Source organism: Methylobacterium sp. SD274, from assembly GCF_017355285.1.
GTDB lineage: Bacteria > Pseudomonadota > Alphaproteobacteria > Rhizobiales > Beijerinckiaceae > Methylobacterium.
The window spans coordinates 120,025-140,357 of sequence record NZ_JADIJP010000001.1 but is presented as its reverse complement, the minus strand read 5'-3'; the positions used below and the strand labels follow the sequence as shown (position 1 = coordinate 140,357).

20 protein-coding genes are annotated in these 20,333 nt (G+C 66.7%); 5 read left to right on the top strand and 15 right to left on the bottom strand.

From position 1 onward, the window contains the following. Positions 1–67 precede the first annotated feature (67 nt). Complete coding sequence (locus IPV08_RS00655; RefSeq protein WP_207410054.1) at positions 68–388, top strand: hypothetical protein; 321 nt, start codon at positions 68–70, stop codon at positions 386–388. A 100-nt stretch (positions 389–488) separates the two neighbouring features. Here the strand turns inward: IPV08_RS00655 and IPV08_RS00650 are convergent, their stop codons facing one another. The 4 genes from IPV08_RS00650 to IPV08_RS00635 all read right to left on the bottom strand — a co-directional run bounded on the left by IPV08_RS00650 (position 489) and on the right by IPV08_RS00635 (position 5,826). Continuing rightward, positions 489–1,664 (bottom strand): MFS transporter, encoded by a 1,176-nt coding sequence (locus IPV08_RS00650; protein WP_207410052.1) that lies wholly within the window; start codon positions 1,662–1,664, stop codon positions 489–491. 103 nt (positions 1,665–1,767) lie between these two features. Further along, positions 1,768–2,001 (bottom strand): ADP-ribosylglycohydrolase family protein, encoded by a 234-nt coding sequence (locus tag IPV08_RS00645; protein WP_246747701.1) that lies wholly within the window; start codon positions 1,999–2,001, stop codon positions 1,768–1,770. Positions 2,002–2,049: 48 nt separating this feature from the next. Next, positions 2,050–4,017: an ABC transporter ATP-binding protein/permease gene (locus IPV08_RS00640; protein WP_207410050.1), complete on the bottom strand. Its 1,968-nt coding sequence runs from the start codon at positions 4,015–4,017 to the stop codon at positions 2,050–2,052. Between the two features lie 129 nt (positions 4,018–4,146). Next, positions 4,147–5,826, bottom strand: a complete 1,680-nt coding sequence (locus tag IPV08_RS00635; protein WP_207410048.1) for a LysM peptidoglycan-binding domain-containing protein — start codon at positions 5,824–5,826, stop codon at positions 4,147–4,149. Positions 5,827–6,040: 214 nt separating this feature from the next. Between IPV08_RS00635 and IPV08_RS00630 the strand changes: the two genes are divergently transcribed. Then, on the top strand, positions 6,041–6,637 hold the full coding sequence (locus IPV08_RS00630; protein ID WP_207410046.1) for a TIGR00730 family Rossman fold protein: 597 nt from the start codon (positions 6,041–6,043) through the stop codon (positions 6,635–6,637). Between the two features lie 57 nt (positions 6,638–6,694). On the opposite strand, the gene IPV08_RS00625 is transcribed toward IPV08_RS00630, so the two are convergent. The 5 genes from IPV08_RS00625 to dctP all read right to left on the bottom strand — a co-directional run bounded on the left by IPV08_RS00625 (position 6,695) and on the right by dctP (position 10,430). Further along, positions 6,695–7,012 (bottom strand): BrnA antitoxin family protein, encoded by a 318-nt coding sequence (locus IPV08_RS00625; protein ID WP_207410044.1) that lies wholly within the window; start codon positions 7,010–7,012, stop codon positions 6,695–6,697. Beyond that, entirely contained in the window at positions 6,984–7,289 is a 306-nt protein-coding gene (locus IPV08_RS00620; RefSeq protein ID WP_056139909.1) for a BrnT family toxin, read from the bottom strand. The genes IPV08_RS00625 and IPV08_RS00620 overlap by 29 nt, the downstream gene beginning before the upstream one ends. Before the next feature lie 131 nt (positions 7,290–7,420). Beyond that, positions 7,421–8,773, bottom strand: coding sequence for a TRAP transporter large permease (locus IPV08_RS00615; protein ID WP_056423642.1), 1,353 nt, complete (start codon positions 8,771–8,773; stop codon positions 7,421–7,423). Then, entirely contained in the window at positions 8,770–9,414 is a 645-nt protein-coding gene (locus tag IPV08_RS00610; protein WP_207410042.1) for a TRAP transporter small permease subunit, read from the bottom strand. Before IPV08_RS00610 ends, IPV08_RS00615 begins: the two co-directional genes overlap by 4 nt. Next, positions 9,411–10,430: a TRAP transporter substrate-binding protein DctP gene (gene dctP, locus IPV08_RS00605; protein ID WP_207410040.1), complete on the bottom strand. Its 1,020-nt coding sequence runs from the start codon at positions 10,428–10,430 to the stop codon at positions 9,411–9,413. Before dctP ends, IPV08_RS00610 begins: the two co-directional genes overlap by 4 nt. Before the next feature lie 166 nt (positions 10,431–10,596). Between dctP and IPV08_RS00600 the strand changes: the two genes are divergently transcribed. After that, positions 10,597–11,253, top strand: coding sequence for a GntR family transcriptional regulator (locus IPV08_RS00600; RefSeq protein ID WP_207410038.1), 657 nt, complete (start codon positions 10,597–10,599; stop codon positions 11,251–11,253). 128 nt (positions 11,254–11,381) lie between these two features. Then, positions 11,382–13,058: a methyl-accepting chemotaxis protein gene (locus IPV08_RS00595; RefSeq protein ID WP_207410036.1), complete on the top strand. Its 1,677-nt coding sequence runs from the start codon at positions 11,382–11,384 to the stop codon at positions 13,056–13,058. Between the two features lie 105 nt (positions 13,059–13,163). On the opposite strand, the gene IPV08_RS00590 is transcribed toward IPV08_RS00595, so the two are convergent. From IPV08_RS00590 to IPV08_RS00580, 3 genes are all read right to left on the bottom strand, one after another. Further along, a complete protein-coding gene (locus IPV08_RS00590) occupies positions 13,164–13,838 on the bottom strand; it encodes a GntR family transcriptional regulator (RefSeq protein ID WP_207410388.1) in 675 nt (224 codons plus the stop codon). A 143-nt stretch (positions 13,839–13,981) separates the two neighbouring features. Next, the gene (gene zwf / locus IPV08_RS00585; protein WP_056423632.1) at positions 13,982–15,460 is read right to left on the bottom strand and encodes a glucose-6-phosphate dehydrogenase; all 1,479 of its coding nucleotides are present in this window, start codon (positions 15,458–15,460) and stop codon (positions 13,982–13,984) included. A 168-nt stretch (positions 15,461–15,628) separates the two neighbouring features. Then, positions 15,629–16,459, bottom strand: coding sequence for an SDR family NAD(P)-dependent oxidoreductase (locus tag IPV08_RS00580; protein ID WP_207410033.1), 831 nt, complete (start codon positions 16,457–16,459; stop codon positions 15,629–15,631). Positions 16,460–16,603: 144 nt separating this feature from the next. Between IPV08_RS00580 and IPV08_RS00575 the strand changes: the two genes are divergently transcribed. Continuing rightward, the gene (locus tag IPV08_RS00575) at positions 16,604–18,130 is read left to right on the top strand and encodes a L,D-transpeptidase family protein (RefSeq protein WP_207410032.1); all 1,527 of its coding nucleotides are present in this window, start codon (positions 16,604–16,606) and stop codon (positions 18,128–18,130) included. Positions 18,131–18,135: 5 nt separating this feature from the next. On the opposite strand, the gene IPV08_RS00570 is transcribed toward IPV08_RS00575, so the two are convergent. The 3 genes from IPV08_RS00570 to IPV08_RS00560 form a co-directional block, all read right to left on the bottom strand. Continuing rightward, the gene (locus IPV08_RS00570; RefSeq protein ID WP_207410031.1) at positions 18,136–18,510 is read right to left on the bottom strand and encodes a VOC family protein; all 375 of its coding nucleotides are present in this window, start codon (positions 18,508–18,510) and stop codon (positions 18,136–18,138) included. 206 nt (positions 18,511–18,716) lie between these two features. Beyond that, positions 18,717–19,079 (bottom strand): hypothetical protein, encoded by a 363-nt coding sequence (locus IPV08_RS00565; RefSeq protein WP_018045358.1) that lies wholly within the window; start codon positions 19,077–19,079, stop codon positions 18,717–18,719. Positions 19,080–19,264: 185 nt separating this feature from the next. After that, a complete protein-coding gene (locus IPV08_RS00560; protein ID WP_207410030.1) occupies positions 19,265–20,317 on the bottom strand; it encodes an alpha/beta hydrolase in 1,053 nt (350 codons plus the stop codon). Positions 20,318–20,333 lie beyond the last annotated feature (16 nt).

The window sequence follows — 20,333 nt, the reverse complement described above, 5'->3', positions numbered from 1 at the left end:
CGCGGCACGCCGGCACCCGCCCGCGCGTTGCCGTGCTAACCTGCCGCGATGATGGGACGGATTCCCGATGCCAGTGCTGGAGACCCCCGACGGCCGCTACATCGTCGTCAAGGGACGCCTCTGGCGGCGCACCAATCCGAACCTGAGCGAAGAAAAGCGGGAGCACCTCGTCAAGGCGCTGATGGATGCCCGGCGCGCGGTGAAGGAGGCCAAGCGCTCGGGCGACGAGGCCGATATGAAGCGCGCCCGCGCGGCGGTCGACGCCGCCAAGCACGGTCTGGGCGAACGCGGCCCCGTTTGGTGGACGGACGGCACGCCCGACCAGAACCGCCGCATGGTCGCGAACACGACCTATGCCGAGTGGTATGCGGGGCTGGAGGCGGCATAGCGGAACCGTTGCACCATCCCGCGAACGCTCCCGTGAGCATCAACGATGCGGGTCACGAGAGTTAGATTTGGGCGAGCCGGCGATGTCGGGAAGCGGATTTTCAGCGCGCGAGAAGCTTTGCGCTGAAGCTGCCGACCCCCAGGATCACCAGCGCGCAGAGCGCGAGGGCGGTGAACTGGCCGAGGCCCTGAAGCGCCGAGCCGAGGATCGCGACTCCCAAAGCCTGGCCACAGAAGAACGAGAAGGCGTGGAGCGAAACCGCCGAGGCGCGGGCCGTCGGTGCCACCTCGGTGACCTGCACCTGAAAGGTGTTGTGGAGCATGTAGAAGCCGAGGCCCAACGCCACCAGGGCCGCGCAATCCACCTGCCAGCTTGCCGCGCTGCCGATGACCAGAAGGGCGCCGGCGCAGATTACGCCTCCGCCGATCAGCATCCGCCGCATCCCGAGGAGGCGCAGGAGCACGGCGACGAAGGCCGAGTAGAGCAAACCACCGGCGGCGAAGCCCGCCAGTGCCAGCCCGGCCTCGCGGGGGCCGCCCTCCCCGCGCGCCTCGATCAACGGCGCGAGATGGGGAAAGATGCCGAAGACTGCGATGGCCTCCACGAAGACGGCGATGAACAGGACCCGCGCACGGGGGATCGCGACGATGGTGCGGTAGCGGGCCACCGCTTCGCCCAGCGCGAAGCGTTTGGGTGCCGCGCCGGCCGCCCATTCGAAGCCGAGGATCGCAGCCGCACAGCCGAGGGCCGCCACCGCCGCCGTGATGGCGAAGACGCCCTTCCAACCGACATCGGCCTCGATGAGACCGGCGAAGGTCGAGCCGGACAATTGGCCGAGGATGACGGCGACGAGGAACCGGCCGATGGCGACCTGTCGGCGCTCCAGCGGGATACGGTCGCCCATGAGGGCGAGCGCCAGGGGAATGACGCCGCCCGCCGCCGCGCCCGCCATAATGCGGAGCCCGAACAGCACGGTGAGATCGGCCGAGACCGCGCATCCGGCAAGCGCCAGGGTGAGGATGCCGAGACAGACCGCGATGACCCGTTCCTTGCCCAACGAATCCCCGACCGGCCCGAGGATCGGCTGGATCAGCGCATAGGGCAGCGCGAAAGCCGTCGAGAGAAGCGCCACTGTATGCGGATCGCCCTGCAGATCGCGGGCGAGCACGCCGACGAGGGGCTCGATGGCCCGTCCGGCAAAGGTGCTGGCGAAGCCGGCGAAAGCCAGGATCACGATCAGGCGCGTGGTCGAGAAGGACGTTGGCGCTACGGGCATACACACCCTCGAAACGGGGACGATCCGGTCGACCCTCGTACGAGCGTCCGCACGGGTGTTTTCCATACGCGGATCATGACGGCAACGCGCGATGCGCCTGGTATCAGGCTTTCGCCGCCAAGGCATCGGCGAGATCGACGATCCGCTCGCGCCAGGCGAGGGGCCGGAGCCAGCGTTCGGGGATCGCCGAGGCGCCGTAGAGGGCGCCTGCGAGCTGGCCGGTGACGGCACCGACCGTATCGGCGTCCTCGCCGAGATTGACGGTCAGGATCAGCACGTCCTCGAAGGTCTGGGTGGTGCCGACTGACCGGAGCGCCGCCTCCAGCGTGTGGATCATGTAGCCGGACACGACGACAGATGATTACGTACCGCCCCTTGCGATACGTTATTCGGCGGGCATCGGCTCGGGTACGACGGGCCTTTTCGGTTGAGGGGCCACACGCTCCACCGAGGGCGGGACCTCGTCATCGACCCGCTCCTCCTCGGCGCGCTTGAGGATCTCTCGGGCCTCGTCGGCTTCGCGCTGGCGGCTCCAGAGGGAAGCGTAGACCCCGCCGAGATCGAGCAGGGTCGGGTGGTCGCCGCGCTCGACGATGACGCCCCGGTCGAGAACGATGATCTCGTCGGCATTCACCACCGTCGACAGGCGGTGGGCGATGACCAGGGTGGTCCGACCGCGGCTGACCTTGTCGAGGGCGTCTTGGATTTCGCGCTCGGTGAAGGAATCGAGGGCCGAAGTCGCCTCGTCGAGGACGAGGATCGGCGGGCCTTTCAGGATCGTGCGGGCGATGGCGACCCGCTGTTTCTCGCCGCCCGAGAGCTTCAGGCCGCGCTCGCCCACCGGCGTGTCGTAGCCTTCCGGCAAAGCGGAGACGAAGCGATCTATCTGGGCGAGGCGGGCGGCCTCGCGCACCGCCTCGTCGCTCGCATCCCACTGGCCGTAGCGGATGTTGTAGCCGATCGTGTCGTTGAACAGCACGGTGTCCTGCGGGACCATGCCGATGGCGGCCCGCAGGCTGCCCTGCTCGACGGCGGCAATGTCCTGGCCGTCGATGAGGATACGGCCGGATTGCGGCTCGTAGAACCGGAACAGTAGCCGCGACAAGGTCGATTTGCCCGCCCCCGACGGGCCGACGATGGCGATCGTGCGGCCGGCCGGCACCTCGAAGCTGACGCCGCGCAGGATCGGCCGTGCCGGATCGTAGGCGAAGCGCACGTCCTCGAACCGGACCACACCGGCCGAGACCGCGAGAGGTTTGGCGCCGGGCCTGTCGGCGATTTCCGGGTTGCGATGCAGGATCCGGAACATGTCGTCGATGTCGATCAACGCCTGTTTGATCTCGCGGTAGATCATGCCCATGAAGTTGAGCGGCATGGAGAGCTGGATCAGCATGGTATTCACGAGGACGAACCCGCCGAGCGTGGTTCGCCCGGCCATGATGTCCCGCGCGGCGAGCCACATCACCACCGTCATGCCGATGGTGAAGATCAGAGCTTGACCGGCATTGAGCACGGCGAGCGAAACGTAGGTCTGGGTCGACGCTGTCTCGTATTTGGCCATGGAGCTATCGTAGCGTTCAGCCTCGCGGCGTTCGGCACCGAAATACTTCACGGTCTCGAAATTGAGCAGCGAATCGACCGCCTTGGTGTTCGCGTCGGTATCCGAGTTGTTCATCCGCCGGCGGATCTCGATCCGCCATTGCGTCGCCTTCCAGGTGAAGGCGAGATAGGCGGCCACCATGACGAAGACGACGAACGAGTAGAGCCAGTCGAACTCGTAGGCGAGGACGCCGATCACCAGCACGAACTCGACGATGGTGGGAACCAGCGTCAGCACCATCAGGCGCGAAAGCTCTTCGATGCCGCCGCGGCCGCGTTCGAGCACGCGGGTGAGGCCCCCGGTCTTGCGCTCCAGATGGAAGCGCAGGGAGAGCCGGTGCATGTGCTCGAAGGTCTGGAGCGCGAGGCGACGCACCGCATGCATCGCCACCTTGGCGAAGAGCCCGTCGCGCACCTGGGTGAGCAAGGCCATGATCACGCGTGACAGGCCGTAGAGCCCGATCATCAGCATCGGCGCCGCGAACAGGCCCGTGGGGAGGGTGGCACCGAGGCCATCCTTGTCCCCTACTGCCGCCACGAGGGCGTCGGTCGCCCATTTGAAGGTGAAGGGCGTCAGCATCGTCACGAATTTCGCGACGAGGAGGAGGCCAAAGGCGAGGAAGACGCGCCGCTGCAGGTCCGGCCGGGTATGGGGCCAGAGATAGGGCCACAGGCGTCGATACGTGGCGAACAGGCCGGGACGCTCGGGCGGCGTCGTGCCGCCGTTCGCCACGGCAGTGGGATCGGTGCTCATTCAGACAGACTCGGGAGGATGAACCGGGAGTGGACGAACTCAGCCCCCGATATAGTCTCTCGAACCGTTCCAGACAGGCACCCGGCGGCGCAGGGCCGGGCTGCAGACTGCGCGGTACCGCGCCTCGTCTCAGCTACGACGCTTGTCCTCAGGCAGAGTCGACGCGCTCTCGGACGGCACGACGAAGATCTGGCCGGGATAGATCAGATCGGGATTACGGATCTGCGGCTGGTTGGCGTCGAAGATCACCGTGTACCGGGTCCCCCTTCCATAGACGCGCCGACTGATCTGCCAGAGGCTGTCGCCGCGCGTGATCCGAGCCGTGTTGATCTCCGGCACGAACACATTCTGCGGCGCGGCCAAGGGCTGGCTCGCCGGGGCCTGAGCAGATGTCGCGCCAGCCTCGCCGGTGGTGGGTCCCGGCTGCGACCGGCCCATCGTCATCGGCGACGCAGGCGCGCTCGGGGTGGCATCCTGCGGCGCCCCTTGAGCCGGACGCTCGGACGGGGATGGAAGGGTCCCGTATCCTTGGGCTCCGGCGAACTTGGCATGCGTCCTCGCCGCTAGCGCCGCGCTTGGCAAGGGCTTGGCCGGAAGAGCGGGTGGCGTCAGGGCCGCCACGCCGTTGGCCGGCGACTCCTGCCCGTTGCCGAGAGCGGGCTTCGCCGCGTTCGGCATGGCGAAGCCGACCTCGGACCGGTTCTTCACCTTACCGGAGACCGGATCGACCTGATCGATGCGGATCCGGTAATCCCCGGGGGCGACGCCGCGCCCGATCGTGAACGAGACACGCCCGTCGGCGCCGACACTGCCGGGGGCGATCAGCGTGTCGTTGATGTAGAGGCGGACGGTGGCACCGGCCGGCGCTTGTCCGGTCACGAAAAGGCGGCCGCCCTCCTCCGCATCGACGCTGACGACTTTGACCGGCACGGCATCCGGCTTGGCCGTTTCAGACCTGGCATCCTCAGGCTTGCCAGCGTCAGGCTTACCACTCCCAGACTTGGCGCTATCGGTTCGGCCCGCGAGAGCCTTGCCGACGCTCCCCTTTGCGGCATCGGCGGAAGCCCGGCCCGCAGCGCCGGCCGGGGCCGGATCGCTGTCCTTCCGTACGTTCCCCGCCACCTTGGCCGAAGCCGCATCCGTCGGACGATCCGGCTGCGACAGGACGACGGTAGGTTTGTCGGGCGAAGTCAGAGCGATGAGCGGTTTGGTGGTACGGTCGGCGGACACCACAACCATGACGGTTTCCCGCGCCTGACGACCTTGTCCGTCGGCCCCGATGGAACTCAGCGTGATCTCGCTGCTACCGGGGGGGAGAGCAGGCGGGACGATGGCAAACTGGCCGGACGGGTCGATGAGCGCACGGGCAATTGGATGGTTGTCGCGCAGCATCTCGACGGTGGTGTTGGGCGTTCCGCGACCGGCGATCACGGTCTCGCCTGTCGGCTCGACGCGAATGATATCGAAGGTCGGGGCCTGCGCCTGGTCCTGCGCGGCGGATGGATTGCCCGTCTGTCCGGTGGCCCCCCGCCCCCCCGACGGCGACTTTCCCGGCGTCGTCGAAGCCCCCTCCTCGCGGCGCACGGGCGGCGTCACCGGCGAGCCGGCGGCCGCAGGCGATTCGGCCGCCCGCGATTCCGGCGTGCTGGTCTCATTCGACCGGGGCAGCGCTGCCGCGGCCACGGGCTGCTTGTCGCCCTGAACGCGCTTGACCATCTCGCCCGCGCCGAACAGCACGACGACCAGGGCGAATCCGGCCAGCAGGCCGCCGCCCGCGAGAATCAGGCCTCGCCGCCATTCCGCCGTCATGGCACCGCTCTCCTCAAATCCATCGACTTTGCGGCAGATAACATCGCCGGGTTTCGACTCTGGCTGTCGACAAAGCGTCGATTGATGGCGACATACTAGCCGACATGATCTCAACACCAAATCGCGCTTCCCCCCGAAAGGCGGGATCATTCACGAAATCAGCAGTTTGGCCCCTGGGCGGTGCCTGTCTGCCCCTCACCGTGGGAGGCTCGGCATGGCCGCGGTGAAGAATGTCTGCGTCTATTGCGGCTCGGGCTTCGGCGGCGATCCGGCCTTCGCCGAGGCCGCGGCGACGCTTGGCCGCGCCCTGGCGGATGCCGGGCTCGGCCTCGTCTATGGCGGCGGCAATGTCGGGCTGATGGGCACAGTCGCGCAGGCAGTGCTCGATGCCGGCGGCCATGTCACCGGCATCATCCCCGACTTCCTGAAATCGCGCGAGCGGATGCTCGACGACATCCAGGAGACGATCGTCGTCGGCGACATGCATACCCGCAAGCGCCTGATGTTCGAGCGGTCGGACGCCTTCGTGGCGCTGCCGGGCGGCATCGGAACCCTCGAGGAACTCGTGGAACAGCTGACCTGGGCGCAACTCGGCCGGCACAAGAAGCCGATCCTGCTGCTCTCGATCGCCGATTTCTGGACACCCCTGCTGACGCTCCTCGACCATATGCGCGACCAGGGCTTCATCCGCGAGGGGCTGGAGCTGAACTACCTCGTGGCCAAAGACGCCGCCGAGGTCATCGGCCTGCTGCGCACCGAATCGACGGAGACCTCGCCGGAGGCGGAGGCTTTCGTGACCGAGCGGCTCTGACGGCTGAGCCACGCAGGTCGGGGGCCTTGATCCAAATCGGCATTTCGGCTCGAGGTTCTAATCCTTGGCGGCTTCGCGCAGCATCGCCTGTCGCAGGATCGCATTGAGCTTGGTCTGATAGCCGCGGCCGCCGGCTTTCAGCCAAGCCAGGACGTCGGCATCGACCCGTGTGGTAAGCTGCATTTTGATCGGTCGGTAGAACGGGTTGCGGACGGCACCCGCGAAGAAGGTCTCCGTGAGCGGTGGGATATCAGACCGGTCGATATCGTCATCCGGCAAGGCGGCCAGCGCTTCGATTTCGGCTCTCTCCGCAGCGGTGAGAGCCGGCGGATGATGAGAATCGAATTCATATCCGACGTGATCGTTCTTGCTCATAGAACCTCCGTTCCCGTCGATCCGCCACCCGGGCCGAGATGATCCGGATTGTCTCCGAACCGTCCTCCTCGTCCGTGACGGTGTGTGCGACCGCCAGAACCAGCAATCCGTCGACGAGACCGACCGTCAACCAGCGGCGCTCGCCGCCTTCGATCCGATCCTGCTCCATGAGCGCGTATGGATCGGCGAAGACGCGCGTGGCGATCGCGAAGGTGACGCGGTGCTTTCTGAGATTGCTCGCGGCTTTGACCGGGTCCCAGATGAAACGCAGCATCACCGCCTCGGTGTAACGACACTATTGTAATTACATCGAGGCGTCAGGTCGAGATGAACCAGCCTGTTCCGGACGCCGAAAGGCGGTCCGGACTTTTAGGGTCCGAACCGCCCGTCGCCGACCGCTCTGAATTCCTACCGCGTCGTCGGCAACAGCCAGTTCGGCAGCCACATGGCGATGCCGGGGACGAGGCAGAGGATCAGGATCGCCACGGCCATCAGGATCACGAAGGGCAGCGTGCCCCAGATGATGTCCTTCAGCGGGATGTCGGGGGCGATGTTCTTGATGACGAAGATGTTGAGGCCCACCGGCGGGTGGATCAGCCCCATCTCCATGGTGATGGTCATCACCACGCCGAACCAGACGAGGTCGAACCCGGCGGCCTTCAGCGGCGGCAGGATGATCGGCGCGGTCATCAGGATGATCGAGACCGGCGGCAGGAAGAAGCCGAGCAGGATCACGAGGCCGAGGATCGTCACCAACAGCACCCATTTGGACAGCTGCATCGCCACGATGGCGGCCGCCGCCGATTGGGAGATGTGCAGGTAGCTCATCACGTAGGCGTAGAGGAGCGACATGCCGATGATGAGCATCAGCATGGTCGATTCCCGCAGGGTCGCGGCGAGGATCGGATTCACGTCTTTCGGGCGCCAGACGCCGTAGATGATGGCGATGAGCCCAAGGGCCAGCAGGCCACCGAGGCCCGCCGTCTCGGAGGGCGTGGCGTAGCCGCCATAGAGCGCCACCATCACGCCGGTGAGCAGGATCACGAAGGGCAGCACGCGCGGCAGCGTCGAGAAGCGCTGGCGCATGCTGTAGGTGTCCTCGGCCAGGATGGCCGAGGCGGTGCCGTGACGCTCATAGGCGTCTTTCGCAGCGGCGTATTCCGAGCGGAAGCGATAGACCGACCAGGCGGCGAACAGCCCGACCAGCAGCATGCCCGGCCCGATGCCGGCGAGGAACAGGCGTCCGAGTGACTGCTCGGCGGCGACCGCGTAGAGGATCATGGTGATGGAGGGCGGCAGCAGGATGCCGAGGGTACCGCCCGCCGCAATGATCCCGGCGGCGAAGCCCGGCGAGTAGCCGCGCTTCCTCATCTCCGGGATGCCCGCCGAGCCGATGGCCGAGCAGGTGGCGGGCGAGGATCCCGCCATGGCGGCGAAGAGCGCGCAGGCGAAGACGTTGGCGATGCCGAGGCCGCCCGGAATCTTGTGCATCCAGGCATGCATGGCCGAGTAGAGGTCCTGGCCCGCCCGGCTACGGCCGATGGCTGCGCCTTTCAGGATGAAGAGCGGGATCGACAGGAGGGTGATGGAGGCCATCTCCTCGTAGACGTTCTGCGCCACCGTATCGAGGGAGGCGCCGGGCATGAAGAAGAACATGAACGCCAGCGCCACGAAGCCGAGCGCGAAGGCGATGGGAATGCCGGCGAGCATCGCGCTGAGCGTCGCGCCCGCATAGAGGAAGCCTATGGCCGCGACGCTCATGGGTGGGTGCCCGTCTTGAGGGAAGGTGCATTGAGATCGGCGCCGAGGCCGACCTTCGGATTGGCCCAGCCGGCCGCGCGCGGGCCGTAGGTCAGCGCCTCGATGATCTGCAATAGGAATTGCAGGCCGAGGAAGGTCATCCCCACCGCCATCAGCGCGTAGGGAATCCACAGGGGCGGGCCCCAGGAGGATTGCGAAACCTGGCCGTCCACCCAGGCCTCGTGCAGCAGGGTCCAGCTCTTCCAGGCGAAGAACGTGACGAACACGATGCTGATGATGTCGGCCATCAACAGGCGGGCGCGGTTCACACGGGGCGAGAGCAGACCGCTCAGGGCCTCAATCGCCACGTGGCCGCGCTTGGCCTGCACGGCGGCGGCGGAGAAGAAGGTGGCCCCCACGATGAGGAACACCGCCATCTCGTCCTGCCAGTCGGTGGGCTCGTGCAGGGCGTAGCGCACGACCACGCTGTAGCTGAGCACGAGGCAGGCACAGACCAGGGCAATGCCGCCGAGCAGCATGATCACCCGGTTGATCGCCTTCATGCCCCGGTCGAGATGCCCGAGCACACCGGGAATCCGGGGTTCGGGCGCGGCCGTGGCGGTCTCTGAAGCGGCCGAGGCCGCGTCGAAAGCGTGGCTCACGAGACCTGCTCCGCCAGCTTGAGGAGCTCGGCGCAGCTGGCCGACTTGCCGGCGAAGTCCTTCCAGGCGGTCTCGCGGGCGATGTCGCGCCACTGACCGAGGGTCTTCTCGTCGAGGTTCTGAACCTTGGCCCCGGCCTTGGTGAAAATCTCCTCGACCTTGGTGTCGTCCGCCTTGGCGCCGGCTTGGCCGAAGGGTTCGAGTTCGGCGCCGATCGCCATGATGAGATCCTGCTGGTCCTTGGGCAGGCGGTCGAACGCGATCTTCGACATCATGATCGGCTCGAGCATGAACCAGTAGGAGCGCTCGCGACCCGAGGTGAGAGACTTCGACAGTTCCTCCAGGCGGAACGAGATCAGGCTGGTGGAGGAGGTGATCACCGCATCGCAGGCGCCGGTCTGCATGGCGGCGTAGGACTCGCTCGACGGGATCGACAGGGTGGCCGCACCCGCCTGCTTCATCATCAGGTCCATCTCACGCGAGCCGCCGCGCACCTTGAGGCCCTTGGCATCCGCGGGCGCGTAGAGGGGACGCTCGCGGCTGGCGACGCCGCCCGATTGCCAGACCCACGACACGAGGAGGATACCCTTCGAATCGAGGATCTCGGTGATCTTCCGGCCGACCGGCGCCTTCTTCCAGGCGATGGCCTGCTCGTAGGAACTCACCAGCGCCGGCATCAGGCCGATATTCATCTCGGCCACCTCGCCGCCCGCGTAAGGAGACGGGTAGAGCGACAAGTCGAGCGCGCCTTTGCGCATGGCACCGAACTGGGCGTTCGTCTTCATCAGGGACGAGCCCGGATAGACCTGCACCTCCAGCTCGCCCTTCGACCGCTCGGCCAGCATGGCGGCGAACTTCCGGCACATGCGATCGCGGAAATCGCCCTCATCGATCGTGCCGCCGGGGAACTGGTGGGAGAGCTTCAGGGTGGTGGCCGCCTGTGCCTTCAACCCCATCGACAGGATGGCGGGGGCGGCGAGGCCGGATGCGACGAGGGCGCGGCGTGTCAACGTCATGGCGTCTCTCCCATGCGGACCTTTGCGGTCTCGCTGTATTGCGGCGCAACATTTATACTGCAACGCCCATTCGATATACCAGCGAACTATGTCTTGTATATTTTGTCAACGCCCATGAATAATAGCGAATGCGAATTTCGATTGGAAACGCAAGGATAGAATCGCTATGAGCCGATCGCTCAGCCTCCGGCAGACGATCGAGACGGAGATCGTGGATGGCCGGTTGGCCCTCGGCTCCCGCCTCGATGAAACCGAGCTTGCCGAGCGCTTCGGAGTCTCGCGCACGCCGATCCGTGAGGCTCTGCTGCAACTCGCGATGACCGGCCTCGTGGAGATCAAGCCGCGCCGGGGTGCCATCGTGAGCGCCCCCGATCCTGAGTTGCTCATCGCCATGTTCGAGACGATGGCAGAGATCGAGGCCTCATGCGGCCGGCTCGCCGCGCGCCGGCTGATTCCGGCCGACGAGAAGGCCCTGAAACAGGCTCTCGCAGCCTGTGCCGTAGCAGCGGCGGATAGCGACCCCGAGACCTACTACCAAGAGAACTACGTCTTCCATACGGTGATTTATCGGGCCTGCCGCAACGACTTCCTGTGCGAGCAGGCGCGGCTCCTGCACCGGCGCCTGACCCCGTTCCGCCGGATGCAGTTGCGAGCGCGCCACAGGCTCGGGCAATCCCTCGCCGAGCACGAAGCTATCGTCGCCGCCATCGTCGCCGGCGACGAGATCGCAGCGGCGGACCGACTGCGTGCGCACGTCATCGTGCAGGGTGACCGCTTTTCCGATCTGGTGGTCAATCTGCGCTCGATCAACAACGCAGCGTGAGATCGGCCTGATGACAACGGTCGATGTCTCTCATGAGGCTTTCGGGCGGGGGCAAAATAATCATTAGGGATTGCCCCCCATGGTTACGGCGCTCTTGCACAGACTCGCTCGTTACCCTGGACCGTTTCATGCGCCCCTCCATCAAGACAACGCTCATCGGCCTCTTCACCGCGCTCGCCATCATTACGACGGTGCAGGGTGTGGTTGCCTTGCGGAAGCTCGACGCCATCGGTGGCCGTATCGAATTGCTGGCCTCGAACGCGCTCCCCTCCGTCGATGCGGCCCATAGCCTGAGCGCGCTGGTCATGCGGACCCGCCTTTGGCAGTTCCGGTATCTGATGGCGGATGACGAGGCCGAGCGTGCCCTGAGCATCAAGAACGTCGGCGACATGATTCAAAACGCCGAGAAGGGCAGAGCAGCCTATCTTCCGCTCATCAGCTCGCCATCGGAACAGGCGTTGTTCGAGGACTTCTCCGCCAAATGGCAGGTCCTGCAGAAGGGTTGGAACGCCCTGCTCGAGATCGATACCAGCCAGCGCGCGTCGCTGACCGAGCGCTTTCGCGGCCCGATGAATGCCGAGTACCTCGCCGCGACCGCCGCCGCGCGCAAGCTCGTAGAGCTCAATGGGCAGGCCGGGACCGCCGCGAGCGTGGCGGCGCGCGAAGAACAGGCTGAGGCGGTCCTCACCACACGGACGATGCTCGCCATTTCCGTCGCCATGGCGCTGGCCGCCATGGCGTTCGCTCTCCTCGGCGTGTCGCGTCCCATCGAGCGGATCACGGCGGCGATGCGCCGGCTGGCCTCCGGCGAGACCGATGTGGCGATCCCCGGTATCGGGCGGACCGACGAGATCGGCGCGATGGCCGGCACCCTCGACACGTTCCGGGACAATCTGGTGCGGACCCGTATCCTGGAAGCCGAAACCGCGCAGGCCCGTGCCGATTCAGAGACCCAGCGCAAGATCGCCGCCCTCGCATTGGCCGATGGTTTCGAGAATGCGGTCGGCGATATCCTGACCCGCGTCTCGGCGGCGGCGACCCAGTTGCGCGCGACCTCACAGAGCATGTCGGGCACGGCGACGCAGACCGCGCAGCAATCGGTCTCCGTGGCGGCAGCGGCGGAGCAGGCGGGCACCAACGTCACCATGGTGGCGGCGGCGGCCGAGGAGCTCGGCTCGTCCGTCATGGAGATCGGCCGTCAGGTCGATGGCTCGACCAGCCTGGCTCACCGTGCGGTGGAGGATGCGACGCGGACAGGTGCGCAGATGAAGGATCTGAGCGATGCGGCCGCAAAGATCGGCGACGTCGTCGCTATGATCGCCACCATCGCGGGCCAGACCAACCTCCTCGCGTTGAACGCCACCATCGAGGCCGCGCGCGCCGGTGAGGCGGGCCGGGGCTTCGCCGTCGTGGCGGCGGAGGTCAAGGAACTCGCCAACCAGACAGCACGGGCGACAGACGAGATCGGCAGCCAGATCAGCCGGATCCAGGGCTCCACCGGTCAGGCCGTCACGGCCATCGAGACCATCACGGCCCGCATCCGCGAGATCAGCACCGTTGCGACGTCGATCGCCGCGGCAGTCGAGGAGCAGGGTGCGGCGACGCAGGAAATCGTACGCAACATCAACCAGGCCGCGGAGGGGACCGGCGAGGTGACGACCACCATCGCGAGCGTGGCGGGCGCCGCCGAAGAGACGGGCGCCGCGGCCTCCCAGGTCCTGGCATCGGCCTCTGAACTCTCACGCGAATCGGAGCATCTCAACGCGGAAGTGGCTCAGTTCCTCGCAACGATCCGCGCGGCCTGAGCAGCACCGCCCAACGTCGTTACGCCACCGCGTCCCGGGGCCCGGATAGCGGAGCTTCGGGATTGCCCATCGCGGAATGCCGGGGTGATACCAAGTCCCGGTCCTTCACTCGCCGGCGCCGAAATTCTCGGCGATGACCGGGGTCTTCGAGCGGATATGGTCACGCATGACCGTGGCCAGCGCCTCGCCATCACGGGCGTGGAGCAGCGCGATCATCCGCTCATGCTCGGAGACGGCCCGGCTCCATTGCTCGGCGGTCTGGTGGACAGCGTAGCGCGATCGCTGAATGCGGCCGGACAGGCTCGCATAGATGGTGCCCAGCACCGAGTTGCGGCTGGCCGCCATGATCGCCTCGTGGATCGCGCGGTTGAGCCGGAAATACGTGGCTTCCTCGCCGTCCTTCCAGGCCCTGACCATGTCGTGATGGTCCTGCTCGATGGCGGCGATCTCGTCGTCGCCGATCGTGCGGCAGGCGAGATCGGCGGCCGTCGCCTCGAGTCCGGCGATGACCTCGATCATCTCCTCGATTTCGGCCTGAGACAGGCTGGCCACCCGGGCGCCCCGGTTCGGCAGCAATTCGAGCAGCCCCTCGGTGGCGAGGATCTTGATCGCTTCGCGAAGCGGTGTGCGCGAGATGCCGAACCGCTCGGTAAGCTCGCTTTCATTCACCCGCGCGCGCGGTTCGAGCTCTCCCGACTGAATCAGATCCCGCATCCGGTCCACGACTTCGTCATGGAGGTAGCGACGATTGATCCCGATCGCCGAGTCGAGCTTTTCCATGGGGGCGTAGGTCTTGATGTTGGAGGGGCGATACTCTCCAGACGTGTAGGCGTCGGGCAACGGCCTGTCGAGGGAGTGCCCGATTAGTTGTTTTTATTAGCCTCACACAAATAACTTCTCTCCTGTGTGCAGCCTCCCTCCGGTCAGTGCACCTCCTCGTGCCAGGTCCGTCCATCCCGCTCGATCAGCGCGATGGCAGCGGTTGGCCCCCAGCTTCCGGCCGGATAGGCGCGGGGCGGCTCGGGCCGGTCGGCCCAGGCCTTCAGCAGCGAATCGGCCCAGGCCCAGGCCACCTCCACCTCGTCGCGGCGCATGAACAGGGTGGCGTTGCCGCGCACCACGTCCATCAAGAGGCGCTCGTAGGCATCGGGATAGCGCTGCTTGAAGGTCTCTTCGAACGAGATGTCGAGATTGGTGGGGCGCAGCCGCATGCCGCCCGGACCGGGGTCCTTCGTCATCACTTCCAGCTTGATCCCCTCCTCCGGCTGAAGCCGGATGACGAGGCGGTTGGGCTCGCGCCCGAAGGATTCGGCCGGGAAGATCGAGAAGGGAGAGGCGCGGAACTGCACCACGATCTCGGAGAGCTTCTGGGGCAGGCGCTTGCCGGTGCGGATGTAGAACGGCACGCCGGCCCAGCGCCAGGACTGCACCTCCAGCTTCAGAGCGACGAAGGTCTCCGTGCGGCTCTCCGTCTCGCCGCCGAGATCGGCGCGGTACCCCTGGACCGGCTTGCCGTCCACTGCGCCGGCCGCGTACTGGCCGCGCACGGTGACGGACTGGACATCGTGGGGCGTGATCGGCTTCAGCGCACGCAGCACTTTCAGCTTCTCGTCCCGTACCGAATTGGCATCGAGTGTGAGCGGGCTCTCCATCGCCATCAGGCAGAGAAGCTGGAGCAGGTGGTTCTGCACCATGTCGCGGAGCGCCCCCGACGTGTCGTAATAGCCGGCCCGGCCCTCGACACCCACCGTCTCGCCCACGGTGATCTGCACGTGATCGATGACGTCCGCCGTCCAGAGACGTTCGAAAATCGTGTTGGCGAAGCGCAGGGCGAGCAGGTTCTGCACCGTCTCCTTGCCGAGGTAATGATCGATGCGGAAGATCTGCTCTTCGGGGAAGACTTCGCCGACCGCGTCATTGATCGCGCGGGCGGACTTCAGATCCTTGCCGATCGGCTTTTCCAGCACGACCCGCGATTTCTCGCCGATGAGCCCGTGGACCGACAGGTTACGGCAGATGGAGCCGTAGAGGTCGGGCGAAGTGGCGAGATAATAGGGCCGGACCTGGTCCGGCCGCTCCGCGAGCTTGGCGGCGAGATCCTCCCAGCCGTCGTCGCCGGCCCCGTCCACGGCTACGTAATCGAGGTGATCGAGGAAGGCGCCGAGCTTGTCCTCGACGAGATCTCGGGCCGGGACGAAGCGCTTGAGCGCATCGCGTGCGCGCTCGCGAAAGGCATCGGCGCTCATCTCCGAACGCGATGCGCCGATGATGCGGCTGGTGCCGGGGATCTGGCCGTCCTTGTAGCGGTAATACAGGGCCGGCAACAGCTTGCGCGTGGTCAGATCGCCGGTGGCGCCGAACACGACGCAATCGAAGGAAGCGACTGGGATGATGGTGGCCAAAGGGCGGCTCCCGTTCTGATATCCCCGATGACGGGGCTGTTGCCGTGGATCGCGTTCGTGAGGACCGACATCCGTCCCGTACCATGCAAGGCACCCGCCATAGCCGGGACCAAGCGCACGCCCAAGCTTCAACAGGCCAATCGGCCGATAAAAGGGCCGAGCCCTCGCTCAGCCCATATGGCGCTTGAAGGCATCCGCGTAATCGGGGTGCCAGCGCGAGAGCGCGGGCCGGTTCTCGATCACGTCGCCCGCCGTCCAGGCGATGCGGCGTTCATCCTGGGCGCGGGTGGTCTCGTTGTCGGGACAAAGGATGTAGAAGTCCCCCTGCCCCATCGCTTCGACCATGAACTCCACCGTCTGCTCCGGTGTCCAGGCGGCGTCGGGCTTCTCGGCCACGCCACGCGCCCTGGTGAGGCCGGTATAGACGAAGCCCGGAATGAGGAGATGCACGCTGACCTTGGACCCGTCGCGCCCGCGCAGGTCGTGAGCCAGGGCCTCGGTGACCACTTTCACGCCCGCCTTCGAGACATTGTAGGGCGTGTTGCCCGGCGGCGTGGTGATCCCCTGTTTCGAGCCGGTGACGATGATCGCGCCGGGTGCGCTCGCCTCGGCCATGGCGGGCGCGAAGGCCTGGATACCGTTGACGACGCCCCAGAGGTTGGTGTCGAGGATGCGCCGCCACGTCGCCTCGTCCGAGAAGAGGCGGCCGCCCGCTTCGATGCCGGCATTGAGCATGACGATGGCGGGTGGCCCGCCCGCCGCCTCGCGCAAGGCCTCCACGTCCTCGCGCCGGCCGACATCGGTGGGGCATGCCAGAACCTGCGCGCCCGTCGCCGCGATCTCCGCACGCGCCGTCTCCAGCGTCTCGCCGGGCAGGTCGGCGAGGACGATCCTCATGCCCGAGGCGGCGAACCGCTTGGCGGCGGCGAGGCCGATGCCGCTCGCGGCCCCCGTCACGACGGCCGTGCCGCCACTCCGGATCGCGGGATGATGAATCATGGCCTGACCTCCTCGACGTTTCGGATTGGCCTGGAGGTAGGGCGAGGCGTCCCGATTTGTCAGGGCCTGCGGATGGGAATGGGTGGGAACTTGGTAACCATCCGGCCCGCATGATCCGAACCTCTCTGCTCACGAGGGTTGCCTGTGTCGTCGCGTTGCGTCGTGTTCCCGTCGATCCTGCGTGCCGGCCTTTCGCCGCTCGCGCTGATGCTGTGCCTCACAGGAGTTCGAGCCGAACCGGCTCCATCCCTTCCGGAGGCCCCGCCCGCCACCGCCAAGCCTGCTCCCAGGGCCGAGCCCAGCCCGAAAACCGATGCGGCCCCGAAATCCGCACAAACATCGGGGAACGCGGCCCCGCAATCCGCCCCGCTGGCTCAGGGAGCGGAGCCGGCTCCGGCGGCGCCGAAGAAATCCCGGGAACTCCCTCCCCTCGTGGTGGCGCGGGTCTCTGACGATCCGGTGCCGACGCTTGCCCCCTCGACCTTCCTCGACACGTTCCGCATGGCGGAGCGCTATCAGGCCATCGTCGATGCCGGCGGCTGGGGTACGCTGCCCGCCGATCTGACGATCAAGCCGGGTGCCCGCGACCCGAACATCCCTGCACTCCGACAGCACCTCGTGCTCACCGGGGACCTGCCGGCCGGCGTGCCGAGTTCGGACCTGCTCGACCCCGTCCTCGTTTCGGCGGTGAAGGCGTTCCAGGCCCGCCATGGTCTGCCCGAGACCGGCATGATCGGCCGCCAGACGGTGACCGCCCTCAACGTGCCGGCGGCGACCCGCCAGCGCCAGCTCTCGGCCTCGGCCGCGCGGCAAATCGGCTCCAACTTTCCCTATGGCGACCGTTACGTGGTGGTGAACATTCCCTCCGCCGCCGTGGAGGCGGTGGAAAACGGCGTCGTCGTACGCCGCTACGTGGCCGTGGTCGGCAAGCCCGACAAGGCGACGCCGAGGATCGAGGCGCGCATCACCGACGTGAACCTCAACCCGACCTGGACCCTGCCGATTTCCATCATCAAGAAGGAGATCATCCCCAAGATGCGGAAGGATCCGGGCTACCTCGCCCGCGAGCGGATCCGCATCCTCGGCCCCGGGGGCGTCGAGGTCGATCCGACGACGATCGACTGGGCGGGCGAGAAGGCGGCGAATTACACGCTTCGCCAGGATTCGGGCCTCGATAATTCCCTCGGTCAGGTCCGCATCGACATGCCGAACAAGCAGGCGGTCTACATGCACGACACGCCGTCGAAATCGCTGTTCGCACGGGAGGTACGGTTCCACTCGCATGGCTGCGTGCGGGTGGCTCAGGTGAAGGAACTGGCGGGCTGGCTGCTGGAGGGCACGCCCGGCCCCAACGGCCCCGGCTCGACCTGGGGACCTATGGAGATCGAGGCCAACATCGCCACCAACGAGCGGGTCGACATCAAGCTGCCGAAACAGATCCCGGTGACCTTCGTGTATCTCACCGGCTACGCCACGCCGGATGGTCGCGCCCATTTCCGCGACGACATCTACGGCATCGATTCGCCGGCGGTACCGATGCGGGATGCGGTCATCACGGGCTCCATCACGCCGAAGAAGACGGCGCCGGTGGCACCCGCCAAGGCCATGGGCGACGCGCCGGTCCCGCCCGCCAGGATACCCACCCAGGCGGCGCGACCGGCCGCGAACTGATCGGATCAGCCGCGCTGCAGCAACTCGATCCGAACCCCGTCCGGCCCATCGAGGAAGGCGGTGCGAAGCCCGGGGCGGACATCGGTGATGTCGATGACGAAGGCGACGCCGCGACGCTTCAGATCGGCGACCGTGCCGTCGAGGTCGTCGACCGCCAGGCCGATATGCTCGATGCCCCGGTTAGGCGGCGTGGCAGAAGGGCCGGCTTCCGGTGCATGCTCGATGAACAGGGTGAGCCCACCGAGGTCGAGGACGACGCGGGTCACGGTGGCGCCGCCGTCACGGGTGAGCTCGCGGGCGCCGAAGGTCTCCACGTAGAAACCGGCGGCCGCGACGGCGTCCTGGCTGCGAAGATGGAGGTGTTCGAAGCGGAAAGTCATGCGGTCCTCACTCTGTGCCGAGACTCGTGGCAGGCATCGCGCCCACGCCGTGTTCGAGACCTTGCCCGATCCCAGCCGATGCCCCAGCGGCTCAGGGATAGCTCGCAGAAGCCACCGTCAACGGCTGGCAGAAGGGATCGCGATACAAGGCCCCGCCCGTGTCCGGGCGAGGCGATCGGCGTGAGATGATCCTGCGGGATCAGGCCTTAGGAATCGAGGCCGGCATCCTCGTCGATATCCACGAGGAACACGATGTCGGCGTCGTCTTCGCCGTCCTCGTCTTCGTCCTCATCGGGCTCTTCGGCGCTCTTGGCATGACGCATGTCGGGCTCGAACGGAGCGTCTTCCTCCGAATCGTCCTCGGCCAGAGCATCCTCGAAGATTTCGATCTCATCCTCAGTGGCGGGGCGGATCTTGAGCTCGGACGTGCCGTTCCACAGCACCTTGCCGTCGCTCTTCATCGCCTGGATGTCTTCCTTGAAGCCGTCGCAGGTGAACAGGTCGCGAGCGGTTTCCTCGGTCCCGTTGATGACCGCGATGGCCACGCCATCGATATCGAGAGTGAACATCGCACAATCCTCGTTCTGGGCGCGCCGGAAGGCGGCCGCGTCGGTGTGGGAATCGTCAGCCCGACAGCCGCTCGTGTAGGGGCGAACGGGGCCGAGGCCAAGACCTCAAGCCAAGACCTCAAGCCAAGACCTCACACCAAGACCTCACACCAAGACCTCTCGCGTTGTCCGGGGCGGTGCTGCGCTCAGGCTCCACCGGCCGCCCGGCCGATCGCGCGCTTGACCACGCCCTGCACCTCGGGATTCGACAAGAACAAGTCGTGGTTGATGAGGCCGCCGCCGTAATCGGACGCATCCGCCACCCTCACGCCCAGGGCCTCCAGCCGCTCGCGGTCGGCCGCGCCCGCACGGACGACGCCGCCCGCGATGGCACCGGAGAGTTCCAGTGCGCGGTCGTTGGTCGAAGAGATCACCGTGATCTTCGAGACGTCCGGCCCCATTCGCTCCACCGCGCCGGTGAACAGGTCGATGTCGATATCGGGCGCCGCGAGGACGATGGCGCCGATCCGCGCCATCGCCGCCTCGCCGGCCTCGGCACGCAGCATACGGATGGTCTCCAGGGTCAGGAGAGTTCCCATGGAATGGGCAACGATGTTGATGCGTCCGCCGCTCGGCGAACTGGCCAGGGACTTCAACAGGTCCTCGAACGCATCTCGCGACCAAAGCGCGCTCTCGCGGTCGTAGCCGTAATCGAAGGTGGCGGCCGCCGACGGCCAGGTGAACAGGCCCGATGCGCCCTTGAAATGTATGCCGTCGGAGAGCCGGGCTGCGCTGACCGCCGCCGAGGCGAAGCTCTCTCGGTAGCCGTGGACATAAATCAGCACGTCGCGCCCGAAGGCCGCCTGGGTGAAAGCCGCCGCCGCGCCCGCCCCGGTCTCCACCTGCGGCACGGCGGTCACCGCCCAATCGCCAGACACCACGGAGGAGACCTTGCCGATGAGCGACCGGTCCGGCGCTGAGAGCCGCACCTCGGCAAAGCTCAGGCCGCGGCCGCGCTCGGAACTGAAATACGGGCTCTTGGGCGGGTTGCCCACGGGCTTGCGCGTCGTCGCCACCAATAGGATCGGGCTGACGTCGAGATTCGACTGGCGCTCGGGTCCGGTCCCACCGGTGACGAGCCCGTCGGCGACGCAGCCGGCGAGGCCCGGCGTCAGGCTAGCAGCGCCCATGAGCGCGGCGGCGCGGAACAGCGAGCGGCGGGTCGGCAGGGATGCCCCAACAAGGTGGTTTCGGATCATGGCGTACTGACGGCCT